This is a genomic window from Pseudomonas sp. TE3728 (genome assembly GCF_056279145.1).
Map to the genome: position 1 here is coordinate 92095 of NZ_JBWBQT010000001.1, position 15250 is coordinate 107344.

Annotated in this window: 18 protein-coding genes; 7 read left to right on the forward strand and 11 right to left on the reverse strand. The window is 60.9% G+C overall.

Annotated elements, in window-relative coordinates; genetic code table 11:
• Positions 1-23: 23 nt before the first annotated feature.
• The 9 genes from nirJ to ACZ89R_RS00500 are packed head-to-tail and all read right to left on the reverse strand — an operon-like array spanning position 24 to position 6663.
• Positions 24-1202 carry a heme d1 biosynthesis radical SAM protein NirJ gene (nirJ, locus tag ACZ89R_RS00460; RefSeq protein ID WP_429547119.1) on the reverse strand — a complete coding sequence of 393 codons (1179 nt, stop codon included), beginning with the start codon at positions 1200-1202 and terminating at the stop codon, positions 24-26.
• 26 nt (positions 1203-1228) lie between these two features.
• Positions 1229-1732, reverse strand: coding sequence for a siroheme decarboxylase subunit beta (gene ahbB, locus ACZ89R_RS00465; RefSeq protein ID WP_429547118.1), 504 nt, complete (start codon positions 1730-1732; stop codon positions 1229-1231).
• Positions 1707-2150, reverse strand: a complete 444-nt coding sequence (locus tag ACZ89R_RS00470) for an Lrp/AsnC family transcriptional regulator (protein WP_123494260.1) — start codon at positions 2148-2150, stop codon at positions 1707-1709. Before ACZ89R_RS00470 ends, ahbB (ACZ89R_RS00465) begins: the two co-directional genes overlap by 26 nt.
• Positions 2143-2658, reverse strand: coding sequence for a siroheme decarboxylase subunit beta (ahbB, locus tag ACZ89R_RS00475; RefSeq protein WP_123494262.1), 516 nt, complete (start codon positions 2656-2658; stop codon positions 2143-2145). Before ahbB (ACZ89R_RS00475) ends, ACZ89R_RS00470 begins: the two co-directional genes overlap by 8 nt.
• The gene (locus tag ACZ89R_RS00480) at positions 2655-3113 is read right to left on the reverse strand and encodes an Lrp/AsnC family transcriptional regulator (RefSeq protein ID WP_063340233.1); all 459 of its coding nucleotides are present in this window, start codon (positions 3111-3113) and stop codon (positions 2655-2657) included. Before ACZ89R_RS00480 ends, ahbB (ACZ89R_RS00475) begins: the two co-directional genes overlap by 4 nt.
• A gap of 1 nt (position 3114) precedes the next feature.
• The gene (locus tag ACZ89R_RS00485; RefSeq protein WP_429547117.1) at positions 3115-4293 is read right to left on the reverse strand and encodes a cytochrome D1 domain-containing protein; all 1179 of its coding nucleotides are present in this window, start codon (positions 4291-4293) and stop codon (positions 3115-3117) included.
• The gene (locus tag ACZ89R_RS00490) at positions 4290-4616 is read right to left on the reverse strand and encodes a c-type cytochrome (RefSeq protein WP_008075032.1); all 327 of its coding nucleotides are present in this window, start codon (positions 4614-4616) and stop codon (positions 4290-4292) included. The genes ACZ89R_RS00485 and ACZ89R_RS00490 overlap by 4 nt, the downstream gene beginning before the upstream one ends.
• Before the next feature lie 16 nt (positions 4617-4632).
• Positions 4633-4947: a c-type cytochrome gene (locus ACZ89R_RS00495; RefSeq protein WP_063340230.1), complete on the reverse strand. Its 315-nt coding sequence runs from the start codon at positions 4945-4947 to the stop codon at positions 4633-4635.
• A 24-nt stretch (positions 4948-4971) separates the two neighbouring features.
• On the reverse strand, positions 4972-6663 hold the full coding sequence (locus ACZ89R_RS00500) for a cytochrome D1 domain-containing protein (RefSeq protein ID WP_192342834.1): 1692 nt from the start codon (positions 6661-6663) through the stop codon (positions 4972-4974).
• 199 nt (positions 6664-6862) lie between these two features.
• On the opposite strand from ACZ89R_RS00500, the gene ACZ89R_RS00505 reads away from it, so the two are divergent.
• The 6 genes from ACZ89R_RS00505 to ACZ89R_RS00530 all read left to right on the forward strand — a co-directional run bounded on the left by ACZ89R_RS00505 (position 6863) and on the right by ACZ89R_RS00530 (position 12565).
• Entirely contained in the window at positions 6863-7654 is a 792-nt protein-coding gene (locus ACZ89R_RS00505; protein ID WP_038982739.1) for a CbbQ/NirQ/NorQ/GpvN family protein, read from the forward strand.
• Positions 7638-8225 (forward strand): cytochrome c oxidase subunit 3, encoded by a 588-nt coding sequence (locus tag ACZ89R_RS00510; RefSeq protein WP_429547116.1) that lies wholly within the window; start codon positions 7638-7640, stop codon positions 8223-8225. The genes ACZ89R_RS00505 and ACZ89R_RS00510 overlap by 17 nt, the downstream gene beginning before the upstream one ends.
• A gap of 11 nt (positions 8226-8236) precedes the next feature.
• Entirely contained in the window at positions 8237-8494 is a 258-nt protein-coding gene (locus ACZ89R_RS00515; RefSeq protein ID WP_429547115.1) for a cytochrome C oxidase subunit IV family protein, read from the forward strand.
• Positions 8495-8773: 279 nt separating this feature from the next.
• A complete protein-coding gene (locus ACZ89R_RS00520) occupies positions 8774-9214 on the forward strand; it encodes a c-type cytochrome (RefSeq protein ID WP_038982840.1) in 441 nt (146 codons plus the stop codon).
• 3 nt (positions 9215-9217) lie between these two features.
• Entirely contained in the window at positions 9218-10645 is a 1428-nt protein-coding gene (locus ACZ89R_RS00525) for a cbb3-type cytochrome c oxidase subunit I (RefSeq protein ID WP_063340224.1), read from the forward strand.
• Between the two features lie 78 nt (positions 10646-10723).
• The gene (locus ACZ89R_RS00530) at positions 10724-12565 is read left to right on the forward strand and encodes a nitric oxide reductase activation protein NorD (RefSeq protein WP_429547114.1); all 1842 of its coding nucleotides are present in this window, start codon (positions 10724-10726) and stop codon (positions 12563-12565) included.
• Positions 12566-12588: 23 nt separating this feature from the next.
• On the opposite strand, the gene ACZ89R_RS00535 is transcribed toward ACZ89R_RS00530, so the two are convergent.
• Together ACZ89R_RS00535 and ACZ89R_RS00540 are read right to left on the reverse strand one after the other, a co-directional pair.
• The gene (locus ACZ89R_RS00535) at positions 12589-12780 is read right to left on the reverse strand and encodes a protein DnrP (protein ID WP_123494376.1); all 192 of its coding nucleotides are present in this window, start codon (positions 12778-12780) and stop codon (positions 12589-12591) included.
• A 5-nt stretch (positions 12781-12785) separates the two neighbouring features.
• Positions 12786-13469, reverse strand: a complete 684-nt coding sequence (locus tag ACZ89R_RS00540) for a Crp/Fnr family transcriptional regulator (protein ID WP_008075049.1) — start codon at positions 13467-13469, stop codon at positions 12786-12788.
• A 569-nt stretch (positions 13470-14038) separates the two neighbouring features.
• On the opposite strand from ACZ89R_RS00540, the gene ACZ89R_RS00545 reads away from it, so the two are divergent.
• Positions 14039-15229 carry an NnrS family protein gene (locus tag ACZ89R_RS00545; protein WP_429547113.1) on the forward strand — a complete coding sequence of 397 codons (1191 nt, stop codon included), beginning with the start codon at positions 14039-14041 and terminating at the stop codon, positions 15227-15229.
• The last annotated feature ends 21 nt before the right edge of the window (positions 15230-15250 follow it).

Genomic DNA, 15250 nt, shown 5'->3' on the forward strand with positions numbered 1-15250 from the left:
AGATGGCTCGCCAGGCGGGTGCTTCAGTGCATGACGCAAGGGATGGTGATTAATGGCGGCATACCGATTTCTTCATCGCTGAGGTGACAACCGGGGTCCTGGCCCCAGAGGTCGCCTTCGGCCCAGGCACGGGTGCGGGTATTGCCGTTGCAGATGTTCAGCCAGCGGCATTGGCCGCAACGGCCACCGATGACGCGCGGATGCACACGCAACTGCTGCAACAAGGCGTCCGGCTGGTCCAGCCAGAGCGTGCGAAACGGCGTGTGCCGGACGTTGCCCACCGAGTGCTGCCACCAATAGGTGTCGGGGTGCACTTCGCCGGTGTTGTCGATGTTGGCGATGCCGCTGCCCGAGGCGTTGCCGCCCCAGGCGCGAAGCATGTGTTCCAGGCGCGGGTAATGTTCGGGCAGACGCAGGCCCACCCATTGCAGCAAGAGAATCGCGTCGGCGTCGTTGTTGCCGCTGACAAAATCGCTGTCGCGACCCTGCTCGATGTCTTCCCAGGCCTGTTCGAAGATCAGTGTCATCGCTTCGCGGCTCATCTGCTGCCGGGCGTCGAGCTTGCGGCTGCGTTTGCCGCGACCGCTGTAATTGAGGTGCGACAGATAAAACTTCTGCACGTCGTACTCGCGCATCAGCGCCAGTAATTGCGGCAATTGTTGATGGTTCTCCTGGGTCAGCGTAGTGCGCAGGCCGACGCGAATGCCTTGTTCACGACAGAGGCGGATCGCCCGCATGGAACTGGCGAAACTGCCCTTGAGTTGGCGGAACGCATCATGGGTGGCTTCCAGGCCATCGATGCTGATCCCGACATAGTCGAAATTCGCCGCGCGGATCTGCGTGATGTTCTGCTCATCGATCAACGTGCCGTTGGTGGACAACGCCACAAAGAAACCCTTGGTGCGGGCGTAGGCGCTGAGCACAAACAGATCGTCGCGCAACAGCGGTTCACCGCCGGAAAGAATCAATACCTTCACTCCGGCGTCGTGCAGATCGTCGATTACGGTCAGTGCGGCGGGCGTATCCAGTTCGTCGCGAAAGACACTGTCGGCGGACGTGGCGTAGCAGTGTTTGCAGGTCAGGTTGCAGCGCCTGAGCAGGTTCCAGATCACCACCGGCGGCCGGTTGCTGCCCGGTGGGCTGGTTCTGGGGGCAGGCGCCTGGCCGGTCAGGGCACGCAGGTATTGGCTGATCCTCAACATGCAAATCTCCTTGAACAAGCGCGTGTTCAGCGTGGCACTGGCGGTAGCCGCAAACCGGTTTTCTTCAGGATGCGGCTGCTCACCAGCATTTCGTCGGCGGCGCAGGCGTCGCCCAGCAAGTAGCGCAGGTGCTCGCGGTAGCTGTCGATTTCCTCGCGGCTGCGGCCGTGGACCATGGCGAACAGGTTGTAGCGCCACGCGGTTCGTCGCGGGCGCCGATAGCAATGACTGACGAAGGGCTGCGCACCGATCAGTGCGCCAAGGCGCGGCATATCTGTGTCGCGCACATCCCAGACCGTCATGCCGTTGTAGCGATAACCCAGGCGATAGTGGTTGGGGACGGCGGCGATGCGCCGGATGGCGCCCTCGGCCTGCAAGCGCTTGAGCAAATCCAGGGTGGATTCGATGCTCAACTCCAGCTGTTCGGCGAGCCAGGCCCACGGGTCGTCCAGCAACGGCAGGCCGGCCTGGGTCAATTCGATCAGACGCCGAGCCAGGGTGGCTTCAGACCGGGAAGTACAGACCGACATGGTAGGTCTCCTCTTTGGGCAAGTTGAGCAGCGGCAGGCCGGTCAGGGTTTCGATGTGCTGCAGGGTCTCGGCGATACCTTGTTCGGTCGGGCAGCCGAGCACAAACCACATGTTCCAGGCGTGTTCGCGTCGGTAGTTGTGCGCCACTTCAGGCAGTGCATGCAGTTGCTCGGCGACGTCTTCGAAACGCTCCTCCGGCACCGCCAATGCGGCAAGGGTGAAGGCGCCGCCGAGGCGTTCGATGTCGAACATCGGGCCGAAGCGCGTGAGCATGCCGTCTTCCAGCAGTTCATGAAGGCGGTCGAGCAGTTCGGTACTGCTGCTCTCCAGTTCGGCGGCCAGTGCCTGCCACGGGTGGCGCACCAGCGGCAGGCCCAGTTGCAGGCGGTTGATCAGCCGACGGTCGAGGTCATCCATGGGTGGGGGCTCCGGTTGGTGAGGGGGTAAAGCGTCCGCCGCACTGTTTGAATGCGTGAGTGCTGAACAGCAGTTGGTGGGGCAGGTCGCTCAGCAGGTGTTCTTCCAGCAACGCCTGGATCTGCGCCTCGACCTGCGCGCGTTGGCGCCCGTGAACCATGCAGAACAGGTTGTAGCGCCACTGCGGCAGGCGCCGCGGCCGTTGGTAGCAGAGGGTGATGCCGTGCGCCCGGCCCAGGCGTTGGCCGACTTCGTCGATCAGCGCGTCCGGAACATCCAGTACCAGCATGGCGTTGGCGGTAAAGCCCAGCGCGCGATGGTTGAGCACCAGGCCGATCCGGCGAAACAGTCCTTGCTCGTGCCACTGATGCATTTGCGCGAGCACCTGGTTTTCGTCGGCGTCTATCCGTTCGGCGAGGGCCTGATAGGGGCGCGATACCCGCGGCAATCCGCCTTCCAGATGCCGACGCAGCGCCAGTGCCTGTTTGGGATTCAACCCCGGTGTCATGAGCTTTCTCCCAGGGCAAAACCGAGGTCGATGCGGTAAGCGGTCAGCATCGGCAGATCCAGCGGCATGAGGCCGGTGTCTTTCTCAAGTTGTTCGAGAACCCGTTCGATGTGTTGGCGATCAGGGCCGGTCAGCACAAACCACAGGTTGTAGAAATGCTCCCGCGCGTAGTTATGGTTGACCTCGGGATACTGGCTGACGTGTTCGGCGACCTGTTGCAAGCGTTCGGCGGGCACGGCGAGGGCGGCGAGGGTGCTGGCCCCGGCGCGACTGTGTTCGAACACCGGGCCGATCCGTGAGAGGGTGCCGGCCTGATCCATTTCTTCCAGGCAAGCCATCACCTGGGCCACGCGACAACCGAGAATCCGCGCCATCTCCTTGTAAGGCTCCGCGCACAGCGGCATGCCGTGCTGGAAGCGGTCGATCAGTTGGCGGCTGAGCAGGTCGAGGTTCATTTCAATAGCCCATTTTTTGCGCGCGACTGCTGAAGAAGATGCCGCTCGGCGCGGTGGCGGGAAGGGTGCTCAGCTGCTTCAAGCTGTACGGGTCCCAGACCTGAACCTGATCGCCATCGCGTAACGACAGCCACAACTGATCGCCGCGAGCGGTGAATTCCATGTGCAGCACCGCCGGCCCTGGTCGCAGATCGGCGACCACGGCATGGGTTTCGCTGTCGATGACCTGTACCCGATCGTTGTCCGGGTAGGCGAAATTGACCCACAGCTGCCGACCATCCGGCCGCGACGTGACGAACACCGGTTGGCCAGCCACCGGGATGGCAGCGGTCTGCTTCCACGTGCGCGAATCCATCACCAGCACCTGATGCCGGCCGACGGCGGGCACGAAGGCCTGGTGATCGGCGACAGCCCAGCCCTCCAGATGCGGCATTTTGTAGACGGGCAATTTCGCCTGGCCGCGTCCGTAATCACCGAGCACTCGCTGCACCCCGCGCTCGGGGTGCCAGAGGTCGAGTTGCGCCATGCCGTCTTCGCCGAACAGTCCCGCCATGTAATAGCGACCATCGGGGGTCACCAACGCGTCGTAGGGTTGTTGGCCGATGCCGGTGAATCGGCTGATTTGCGGGGTGTTGCCCTGACTGAAATCGGCGGCCCAGATCTCGCCGGTATCGAACAGGCTGAACACAAACCGCTGACCGGGCGCATCGACCAGGCCGACCACCCGTGAGCGTTTGCTGCCATCGGCCAGGGGCGTCGCCGGAATATCGGCCACCAGTTGCAGGGTTTCGGCATCGAATACCTTGACCCCGCCAGGCACGTAGTTGGAGACGGCGATGAGTTTGCCGTCCTGACTGATCGCGCCGCCGATGCTGTTGCCGCCCTGTATCAGCCGTTGATCGATGCGTTGGGTCAGCAGGTCGATCTTGCTCAGCCCGCCGTCGCGGCCGAACACATAGGCATAACGCTGGTCGCGGGAAAACACCACCGAGGCATGGGACAGATCACCCAAACCCTCGAGTCGGACCAATGCCGTGCGAGTGTCGCTTTCGATGATTTGCACGCTACCGGTGGCGCGCTCCACCACCACCCCCAGATCGCCGGTACCACGCAACGGTGGCTGAGCACACGCGGACAACAACAGCCCGGTCGCCGCTAAAAGCAGGGTTGAACGGATCATGGTGCGGGATATCCCTGGAGAAGAAGATCGACCAGCCAACGGATGTCATCCGGGCTGAGCAGCGGTGCCCAGCCGGGCATCGCGGTGCCGGGCCGGCCTTGGCTGACGGTGGCTATCAGGCTGTCCCTGGACTTGCCCGCCAGCGTTGCGCGGGTCAGGTCGGGACCCAGCCCGCCGGTCATGTGCAGCCCATGGCAGGCGCCGCAGTCCTGGGCCAGCAGGTGTTCGAGTTGTGCCTGACGCTTGGCATCGGGCGCGGCAACCGTGGTTGCGCAAATGAGGAGGAGGGCCGCCAGAATCGCAGCGTGTCGATAAACCTTCATGACGCCCTCCAGTTGGCTATTTGAGACTCAGGACCCAGGTTGCAAGTGTCTTCGCTTCTTCATCTGTCACCGGGTTGGCCGGCATTGGCATCGGGCCCCAGTTGCCTTGCGTGCCGTTCTTGATGTGGCTGGCCAGGGTGTCCACGGCCCCGGCCACGCCCGCGTTCTTGGCCGCGACATCCTTGAGCGCCGGGCCGACCAGCTTGGTGTCGATGGAATGGCAGGCGGCGCAGGGTTTGCTTTTGAACAGCTCCTGGCCGTCTTGGGCCATGGCCGGCTGCACACTCAGCGCAGCGGTCAGGGCGAACAGTGAAAACAGAGTATTTTTCATGGGGATTCCTTGCATTGATGGAGCTCAATAGATGTCGTGTTGGGTGTTGTAGACGTTGAATTTCCCGGTGGGTGTGATCAGTCGCTTGTCCTTTATGACTGATTTGAGCTTCAGCGTTTTGTCGTCGATCACTACCAGCGCCGATTCCTCTGACTGACCGCTCCACACGGAGAACCAGACTTCATCGCCGGCCTTGTTGTATTCCGGCTGTACCACCCGCATCGCGCCTTGCTTGATGCCGGCGTACTCGGCGATGGGCAGCACGGTGTAGCCGGCGTCGAGTTTGTCGATGTTGAACACCGCCACCGACTGGCTCAGCTTGGCGTCGGGGTTGAGGGTGGTGTCGACATACAGGTGACGGGAATCAGGGTGGGTTTTGATAAACAGCGATCCGCCGCCCTGGCCCTTGAGTGAGGCGACCTGTTTCCAGGCGAATTGCGGGTGCTTGACCGGGTCGGTGCCAATCAAGGAAATGCCGTCATCACCCAGATGGCTGGTGGCCCAGACCGGGCCATAGGTCGGATGGTTGAAGTTGGCGCCGCGCCCCGGGTGAGGGGTTTTGCCGACCTCCACCAACGCTGCCAGCTTGCGATCTTTGGAGTCGATCACCGCGACTTTGTTGGAGTTGTTGGCGGCGGTCATGAAGTAGCGGTGGGTGCTGTCCCAACCGCCGTCATGCAGGAAGGGCGCGGCATCGATGTAGGTGATGGTGAGGTTTTTGATGTCCTGGTAATTGACCAGCATGACCTTGCCGGTCTCCTTGACGTTGACGATGAACTCCGGCCATTCGTGGGAGGCGATGATCGCCGCGACCCGGGGTTCAGGGTGATATTCCTGCTTGTCGACGGTCATGCCGCGGGTCGAGACAATCTGTTTGGGCTCCAGGGTTTCGCCATCCATGATGGTGAATTGCGGCGGCCAATAGGAGCCGGCGACGGTGTATTTGTCTTCGTAGCCCTTGAACTTGGAGGTCTCCACCGAGCGCGCCTCGATGCCCACTTTGACTTCGGCGACCTTGGTCGGCTCCACCGGCCACAGATCGATCATGTCGATCCGCGCGTCTCGACCAATCACCAGCAGGTAGCGACCGGAGGCGGAGATTCGCGAGATGTGCACCGCATAACCGGTCTCGATCAGCTTGACGATTTTCTTGCTGTCACCGTCGATCAGGGCAATCTTGCCGTCATCGCGTAACGTCACCGAAAACAGATTGGGCAGGTTGAGTTTGCTCAGTTGCTTCTTCGGACGATCCTCAGGCTTGACCAGCACTTTCCAGGTTTTCAGTGTCTCGGCCATGCCCCATTCCGGCGGCGTCGGCGGCGTGTGCTGAATGAACTTGGCCATTGACGTGATCTGATCCTTGGTCAGCGCATTGGACGTCCCCCAGTTCGGCATGCCCGCCGGTGAACCGTAGGTAATCAACGCCTCCAGAAACGGTTGCCCGCGAGACTGGGTGATGTCCGGTGTCAGCGGTTTGCCGGTGGCGCCTTTGCGCAGAACGCCGTGGCAGCCGGCGCAACGCTGGAAGTAAATTTCCTTGGAAGAGTCGAACTCGGCCTGACTCATGTCGGGCGCCCCGGCGGCTTTGACCATCAGCGGGCTGGCCGCAGCGGCAGCGGGCTCGTCGGCCCGGGCCGCATGAGTCACCGCAAGGGCCAGCGTCGAACACAATGTGGCGACAGTCAGAGCAAACGTTTTTCTATTGCTGATCAGCATTCCATTTCTCCTCAGGCAAGACCTTTGCGATGTGCTGAAACGGCAGCGCAGAACGCAGGTTCTTAGTGCCGTGCAAGGCTATGCCCGAGCAGGCCAATGCTCGCTTGACCGCGATCAAGTTTGCCGGCCATGTCACTTGCCAGGTTGTCGCAGGGGCCCGTAGCGTGTGGCTTGAATCCGCTTTTGGAACAGACAGCCCATGGACCGAATCCAGTCTTGCGAACCCTTCTATCAACCGCTCAATAATGAGGAGGCGCTGTTCGAGCAAGCCTGGCGACACGGCATGCCGGTGCTGATCAAAGGCCCGACCGGATGCGGCAAGACCCGCTTTGTCCAGCACATGGCCCATCGGTTGAAACTGCCGCTGTACACCGTGGCCTGCCATGATGATTTGAGCGCCGCCGACTTGATTGGCCGTCATTTGATCGGTGCCCAAGGCACCTGGTGGCAGGACGGGCCATTGACCCGCGCGGTGCGTGAAGGCGGCATCTGTTATCTGGACGAAGTGGTCGAGGCGCGTCAGGACACGGTGGTGGTGTTGCATCCGTTGGCCGATGATCGTCGCGAGTTGTTCCTGGAACGCACCGGTGAAGTGCTGCAGGCGCCGCCGTCATTCATGCTGGTGGTGTCGTACAACCCCGGCTACCAGAACCTGCTCAAAGGCATGAAGCCCAGCACCCGACAACGATTCGTGGCGATGCGTTTCGGCTATCCGCCGGTGGCCGATGAAGAGCGCATTGTCGCCCGGGAAGCGCAGGTGGACAGCGCGCTGGCGGCGCAAGTGGTGAGGCTGGGGCAGGCCCTGCGAAGGCTGGATCAACATGATTTGGAGGAAGTCGCCTCGACGCGGCTGCTGATTTTCACCGCGCGAATGATCCGCTCCGGCATGAGCCCGCGTGAGGCATGCATGGCCTGCCTGGCCGAGCCGCTGAGCGATGATCCGCTGACGGTTGCGGCGCTGATGGACGTGGTTGATGTCCACTTCGGCTGAGTCCAGACGCGTTGCGCCGGGTCACCTGCCGGGCGATCTGGCGATGTGGTTTTTCATTCTGGCCGAGCTGTCGGTGTTCGCCATCCTGATTCTGGCGTTCGCCGTGACCCAGGCACTCAAACCGCAGCTGTTCGGTGAAAGCCGTCTGTTGCTCAATACGTCCACCGGATTGGCGATGACCCTGAGCTTGCTCACCGCCGGGTTGTTCGCCGCGTTGGCTCAGGAGCAAGTCAAGCGCTCCCGGTCTCGCCACGGCGCTGTCTACTTACTGGCAGCGTTGCTCGCGGCCAGTGTCTACGTGGTGTTGAAACTCACGGAATACCAGCACTTGCTGGCCTCGGGGCTGGGCATCGAGCACAACACGTTTTTCACCCTCTACTGGATCCTCACCGGTTTTCATTTTCTCCATGTATTGCTCGGCATGGTCATTCTCGGATGGCTCGCCGAGCGTTGCCGTCGTGGTTTGTACAACGCCGCCAACCGCAGCGGGCTTGAATCGGGTGTGCTGTATTGGCACATGGTCGATCTGATCTGGGTGGTGCTGTTTCCGCTGGTCTACGTTCTGAATTGACGGGGGTTCTGATGTCGGCTTCCAGGTTTTTGCTGGTCTGCTGGGCAGCGCTGGCCACGTTAAGCGTGTGCACGGTGGTGCTGGCACAGATGGGTGCGACATGGCTGCTGTCGGTGGCCATTTTGCTGGTGGCGGTCGGCAAGGCCTGGCTGATTGCCGATGGCTTTATGGAAATGCGCCATGCGCCGCGATTGTGGCGCCGGTTGATGGTGAGTTGGGCGGTGGTGTTGGCGGCGGTGGTAGGCCTGACGCTGATGTTCGTCAGATAAGTTTGGGTTGTCAGCAAAAGATCGCAGCCTGCGGCAGCTCCTACAGGTATTGAGTACGCAGAATAATTTGCGGGTGAACTCGGCCGGTGTAGGAGCTGCCGCAGGCTGCGATCTTGGCTATTTCAGCCGCGCTGCAAGTGTCTGGGATTCATGATTTCCTTTGAGTCACTGGCGGCGTTTAATACCTGACCAAAACCATCTGCCTTTCTTGATCGCCATCAAGCAGGTTTCAACCCTTCGCTTCCTATCATGGACGGGCCAAGCAAAGAGGAAGCGACCATGTCAGAGACCTTCACCAAAGGCATGGCCAGGAATATCTACTTCGGGGGAAGCATCTTCTTCTTCCTGATATTCCTGGCCTTGACCTATCACACGGAACAGACCTTTCCAGAGCGCAGCAATGAAGCGCAGTTAACTGAATCAGTGATCCGCGGCAAGACGGTCTGGGAGCAAAACAACTGCATCGGCTGCCACACGCTGCTGGGCGAGGGCGCCTACTTTGCGCCTGAGCTGGGCAACGTGTTCCAGCGGCGCGGCGGGGAGGCGGGCTTCAAACCCTTTCTACATGCCTGGATGAAAATGCAGCCGCTGGGCGTACCGGGCCGGCGCGCGATGCCGCAGTTCAAGTTGAGCGAGCAAGAGGTGGATGACATCGCCGAGTTCCTCAAATGGAGCTCGAACATCAACACCAATGGCTGGCCGCCAAACAAGGAGGGCTAAGAGATGAGCATGGCTAATCCGCATCTGAAATTCGCCTCGCAAGCCGTGGCCAAACCGTACTTCGTGTTTGCCCTGATGCTGTTTCTCGGTCAGGTGCTGTTCGGTTTGATCATGGGTGTGCAATACGTGGTAGGGGACTTTCTGTTCCCGATCATTCCCTTCAACGTGGCGCGGATGGTTCACACCAACCTGCTGATTGTCTGGCTGCTGTTCGGCTTCATGGGCGCTGCCTATTATCTGATTCCGGAAGAGGCCGACCGCGAACTGCACAGTCCGAAGCTGGCGATCATTCTGTTCTGGGTATTCGCCGCCGCGGGCGTGCTGACGATCCTCGGTTATCTGCTGGTGCCTTATGCCGGCCTGGCCAAACTGACCCACAACGAGTTGTTGCCGACCATGGGCCGGGAGTTCCTGGAGCAGCCGACCATCACCAAGATGGGCATTGTGGTGGTGTGCCTGGGCTTTCTCTACAACATCGGCATGACCCTGCTCAAAGGTCGCAAGACCACCGTCAGCATGGTGATGATGACCGGGCTGATCGGCCTTGCGGTGTTCTTCCTGTTCTCCTTCTATAACCCCGGCAACCTGGCCCGCGACAAGTTCTACTGGTGGTGGGTGGTGCATCTTTGGGTAGAAGGCGTGTGGGAACTGATCATGGGTTCGATGCTCGCTTTTGTCCTGATCAAGATCACCGGGGTCGACCGGGAAGTCGTGGAGAAATGGCTGTACGTGATCATCGCCATGGCGCTGATTACCGGGATCATCGGCACCGGTCACCACTTCTTCTGGATCGGTGCGCCCGAGGTCTGGTTGTGGGTCGGCTCGATCTTCTCGGCACTCGAACCGCTACCGTTCCTGGCCATGGTGATCTTCGCCTTCAGCATGGTGAAGAACCGTCGCCGGCAACACCCGAACCGCGCCGCCACATTGTGGGCCAAGGGCACCACGGTCACCGCGTTCTTCGGTGCGGGCGTCTGGGGTTTTCTGCACACCCTGGCACCGGTCAACTTCTACACCCACGGTTCGCAACTGACGGCGGCGCACGGTCACCTGGCCTTCTACGGTGCTTACGCGATGATCGTGATGACCTTGATCAGCTACGCCATGCCGCGTTTGCGCGGGCTGGGTGAAGCGGCTGACGAGCGTTCGCAGACCTTGGAAATCTGGGGCTTCTGGTTGATGACCCTGTCGATGGTGATGATCACGCTGTTCCTCACCGCTGCCGGTGTCGTCCAGGTTTACCTGCAACGCTGGCAGGCCGACGGGATTGCGTTGCCATTCATGGCCACGGTCGAACATCTGCAGGTGCTGTTCTGGGCGCGTCTGGGCGCCGGTCTCGGCTTCTTCGCCGGGTTGCTCTGTTACCTGCTCAGCTTCAAGCAACGCAGCCGCGCAGCCTTGCGCGCCCCGGCTGCGGTTGTACCTTCATGAACGAGTGCAATGGCTAGAAAAGGTCGGCCCGGCTGATACAGCGGGCCGTTTTTTTGGTTTCCAGCAAGGGCAAGCATCATGGCGTTTACCGTCGAACTGGAAGAGTGGGTAGGCAGTGTCTGGCATCGTTTCATCACCCGGCGTGCCAGCCCGGACTTCCCTGAAGCACGGGTTGAACTGGCCAGTCAGCAACGCCCGCTGGCGCTGTTGTTTCGTGCCATGGGCGGTGCCAATGGCATCGGTGTGGAAGCGGCCAGCGACCGCGATCTGCTGCTGCGCCGAAACGTGTTGCAGCAGATCGCCGGCACCTGCAAACAAGTGCCGTTGGCGTGGTGTGACGCGAGTAATTTGCGGCTGCCATCGAGCCTGGCGGTCTTCCCTGAAGTCGCACTGAACGAGGAACTCTATCGCTGGCTCGCGTTGCTGGCGGCACAGGCCGGGCAGATGCGTCACTGGGGGCGGGATAATCAACGCTGGACGCAACAGCTGCTGCGGCGCTATCCCGCGTTGCGTGCTCGTTACAAACGACTGGTCGATGCCCATCTGCAATTGCGCCCCGATCCGGCCTCGTTGAATGCCAGCGAAGCGGCACTGGAACGGGCGTTATGCCAGGCGCTACGCGAACCCGGCAGTGTTGAGCATTTTCCTCGTAGCGAACGGGCCGCCTGGCCGCTGCCGCTATGGTTGTACCCGCCACAAAACCTCGCCAGCCCGCAGGCTGCGGATCTGGGCGATGAATCCGAAGAGTCTTTGACCACGCCGCCCGGCGAACAGAAAAGCGGGCGTAAACGCGCGACGCGGATCGATGAAAGCACCCGCGAAGGCGGACTGTTGGTGGTGCGTCTGGAGAACCTGTTCAGCTGGACCGAGCACGTCGATCTGGATCGCTGGTCGGACGACAGCGAAGACCCGGACGCCGCCCGAGTTGCCGACGACCTGGATGAACTGACGCTATCTCGCACCCGTCTGCGCAAGGGCGGCGGTCTGAAGATGCACCTGGATTTGCCACCGGCCGATGTCGACGATATTCCCCTGGGCGAGGGCATCAAGTTGCCGGAGTGGGACTACCGCAAACAACAAATGCAGGACAGCTTCGTCAATCTGCAAATGATGGTGCCCCGGGACTGTGAGGCACAGCCGTTGCCATTACGGTTGAAGGTCTCGGCGCACCGCTTGCGGCGTCAGTTCGAGCACCTGCGTAATGACCGCCAATGGTTACGCCAGCAACCCCAAGGCTCTGAGCTGGACATGCAGGCCTGGCTGGATTTTCACGTTGAGCGCGAGCATGGCCAGTGTGCCGAACGCGGTCTGTTCATGGAGCAGCGGCAGACCCGCCGCGACCTGGCGTGCCTGTTGCTGGCCGACGTGTCGATGTCCACCGACGCCCACCTTAACGATGAGCACCGCGTCATCGACGTCATCCGCGACAGCCTGCTGCTGTTCGGCGAAACCTTGTCGGTGCTGGGTGATGATTTCGCCCTGTACGGGTTTTCCTCGCTGCGCCGTCAGCAAGTGCGCATGCAGGAACTCAAGGCGTTCACCCAGCGTTATGACGACACCACTCGAGGTCGCATTCAAGGTCTCAAGCCGGGGTATTACACGCGCATGGGCGCCGCCATTCGCCAGGCCACGCAACTATTGGGCACGAGCAAGCGGCGCAGCAAACTGTTGCTGCTGCTCACGGATGGCAAACCGAATGATCTGGATCTGTATGAAGGGCGCTACGGTGTCGAAGACACCCGCGAGGCGGTGCTGGAGGCGCGGCGTCAGGGGTTGACGCCGTTCTGTATCACGATCGATCGCGAGGCCGGGGATTACCTGCCGTACATGTTCGGCGCCAATGGCTACACCTTGATCCGCCAGCCTGAGCAGTTACCGCTGCGCTTGCCGCAGTTGTATCGTCAGCTGACTCAACCTTGAACCCCGGTTTGATCAACGCAGCATCAACTGATGCTGCGCGGCAGCCAGAAAAACATCGTCACGCAGAAGATCGTGAGGCCAACGCAGAACCACATGAATCGGCGCTGCCGGCGTTCTCCGGCGCGTTCAGCCAGTGCCGGCAGGGGCATGCCGCATTGGCGGCACTCGACTTCTTGTGGTGGGTTGGCATGTTGGCAATAGAGGCAGACGGGCATGGCACTCACTCGAACTGTTCCAGGCGCAGGCGATCAAGAATGGCGATCTGACGGCCGTCCTGAGTGATGATGTTTTCATCGATCAAGCGGCGAATGATCCGCGAAAAGGTTTCCGGCTGGATCGACAAATGACCGGCAATCAGCTGCTTGGCCATCGGCAGCTCGAATTGGCTGTCAACGGTTTGCTGGCGCACCAGTTGCGTCAGCAGATAACGCACGACCCGGTGGGTGGCGTTTTTCAGTGACAGGGTTTCGATTTCGTTGACCCGTTGATGCAAGCGAACGCAGAGCTTGCCCAGCAGCGCAAAGGTCAGCCGACTGTTGCTCTGCAGCAGGCGCATGTAGGTGCTGTTGGATAACCGGTAGAGCTGGGTGGGGCAGATCGCTTCGGCCGAGGCCACATAGTTCGGGGTGTCCATCAGCATCATCGCCTCGGCGAAAGTTTGCCGATCGCTGATGACCTCGAACACTTTCTCCTGCCCATCGGGTGTCAGCCGGTAGATTTTCACCGCGCCGGCAATGATGAAATAGAACGAATCGGCCGGCTCACCTTGACGGAACAACGGCTCGCCTTTGTCGATGCTCAGCAAGTGGCTGGTACTCATCAGTTCATCCAGCTGTTCTTCGTTCAACGGCTCGAACAAGTGATGACTGCGCAGAATCTGGTGATGGACGCGATGAAGCACCATGAGAATTCATCCTGAAGAGAGAGAAGGAGGATCAGGTCAGACGAGACCTAGAGAAACGCCGCTGGCCAGGGCCAGGATTGAGGTCAACACAACAAACCAGGCCAGTGGCTGGATGACTTTTTTCATGACGACTCCGGGTAATCGAAAGGGATCCAGGATTTCTAAAAGGTTGCCCATGCAGAGCAAGACGCGGGCCAGGCCTGGAGGGCCTTGTTTATTGGGGGTGTCATCGATCAGGGTTAAAAGTACCGTGATCTATAGGGTTTAAATGACCATCAAAGGGTCATTTGTACCCTGATCCGATCACCCCTGTGGGAGCGAGCCTGCTCGCGATAGCGGTGGGTCAGCCAACATTGATGCTGAATGTACCGCCGCTATCGCGAGCAGGCTCGCTCCCACAAGGGTAAGTCCTCTCGCTACAGGGGTTCGAATGAGCATCGGGGCACGTCCCTTGCACACTTGATCTGCGACAAAGGCAATGAATCGGTAATACCCGATGATTGGCCCTGGATTTACCTCGGCGCGTGCGGGTTGGCGCCAGGTCAGCAAACAGGTAGAGGAGTGGCTTTATGCAAGTGCTTGACCGCCGTAAAGCGATGGCCATCGCGCCACTGTTACGGCTGGCCTTTCGGCCGTTTTTCCTTGCTGGATGCCTGTTGGCGGTGCTGGCCATTCCGCTGTGGCTGGCGGCTTTTAGTGGTTCGATGTCCGACTGGCAGCCGGCAGGCGGTTGGCTGGGCTGGCATCGGCATGAATTGTTGTTCGGGTTCGGCTTGGCGATTATCGCGGGCTTTTTGCTGACGGCCGTGCAGACCTGGACCGGTCGCCCCGGCCTCAGCGGCAAGCCGTTGGCCGCTCTGGCGTTACTGTGGTTATTGGCGCGAGTGGCCTGGCTGGCCAACGTGTCGTGGCCGTTGCTCGCGGTGCTGGAAATGGCGTTCCCGTTGGCGGTGGTAGTGCTCATGGGCTTCACCTTGTGGAAGGTGCGGCAGAAACGTAACTACCCGATTGTGGTTGTCTTGCTGTTGTTGGCCGTGGCCGACGGTTTGTCCTTGTACGGCCTGGTCGAGGGGCATGAAGGCTGGCAGCGCCAGGGCGTGCTGACGGGTATCTGGCTGGTGGCGGCGATGATGGGGTTGATCGGCGGGCGGGTGATTCCGTTCTTCATCCAGCGTGGCCTCGGCAAGGTCGATGGCGTTGCCCCTTGGCCCTGGCTGGATTGGCTGCTGCTGATTGGCTCGCCCCTCGTGGCGTTGTTATATGCCGCCGGACCTGCGCTTGCCCCCAATTTTTGGGTGGGCCTGTTGTTCGCCATGTTGGCCGTAGGGCATCTGGTGCGCCTGGTTCGCTGGCATGATCGCGCTCTCTGGCACGTGCCGTTGCTGTGGTCGTTGTACCTGGCTTATGGCTGGTTGGCGGTGGCCTGTCTCGGGATGGCGCTGTGGCATTTCGGCGCGCCGATCAATCCGAGTCTGGCGGTGCATTGCCTGACCATCGGGGCCATGGGCGGCCTGGTGCTGGCGATGATCACACGAGTCAGCCTTGGGCATACCGGCCGTGCGCTGGAGCCGCCGTCGGGGATGACCCTGGCGTTCATCTTGCTCAATCTGGCGTGCCTGAGTCGGGTCGTGTTGATCGAGTTCTTTCCCTTGCCGGCATTGTGGCTGGCCGGTCTGTGCTGGGCGTTGGCGTTTGCGCTGTATGCCTGGCGCTATGGGCCGATGCTGCTGCGGGCCCGGGTGGACGGTCATCCGGGATGAGCCCGCGAACTGACAGAGGCT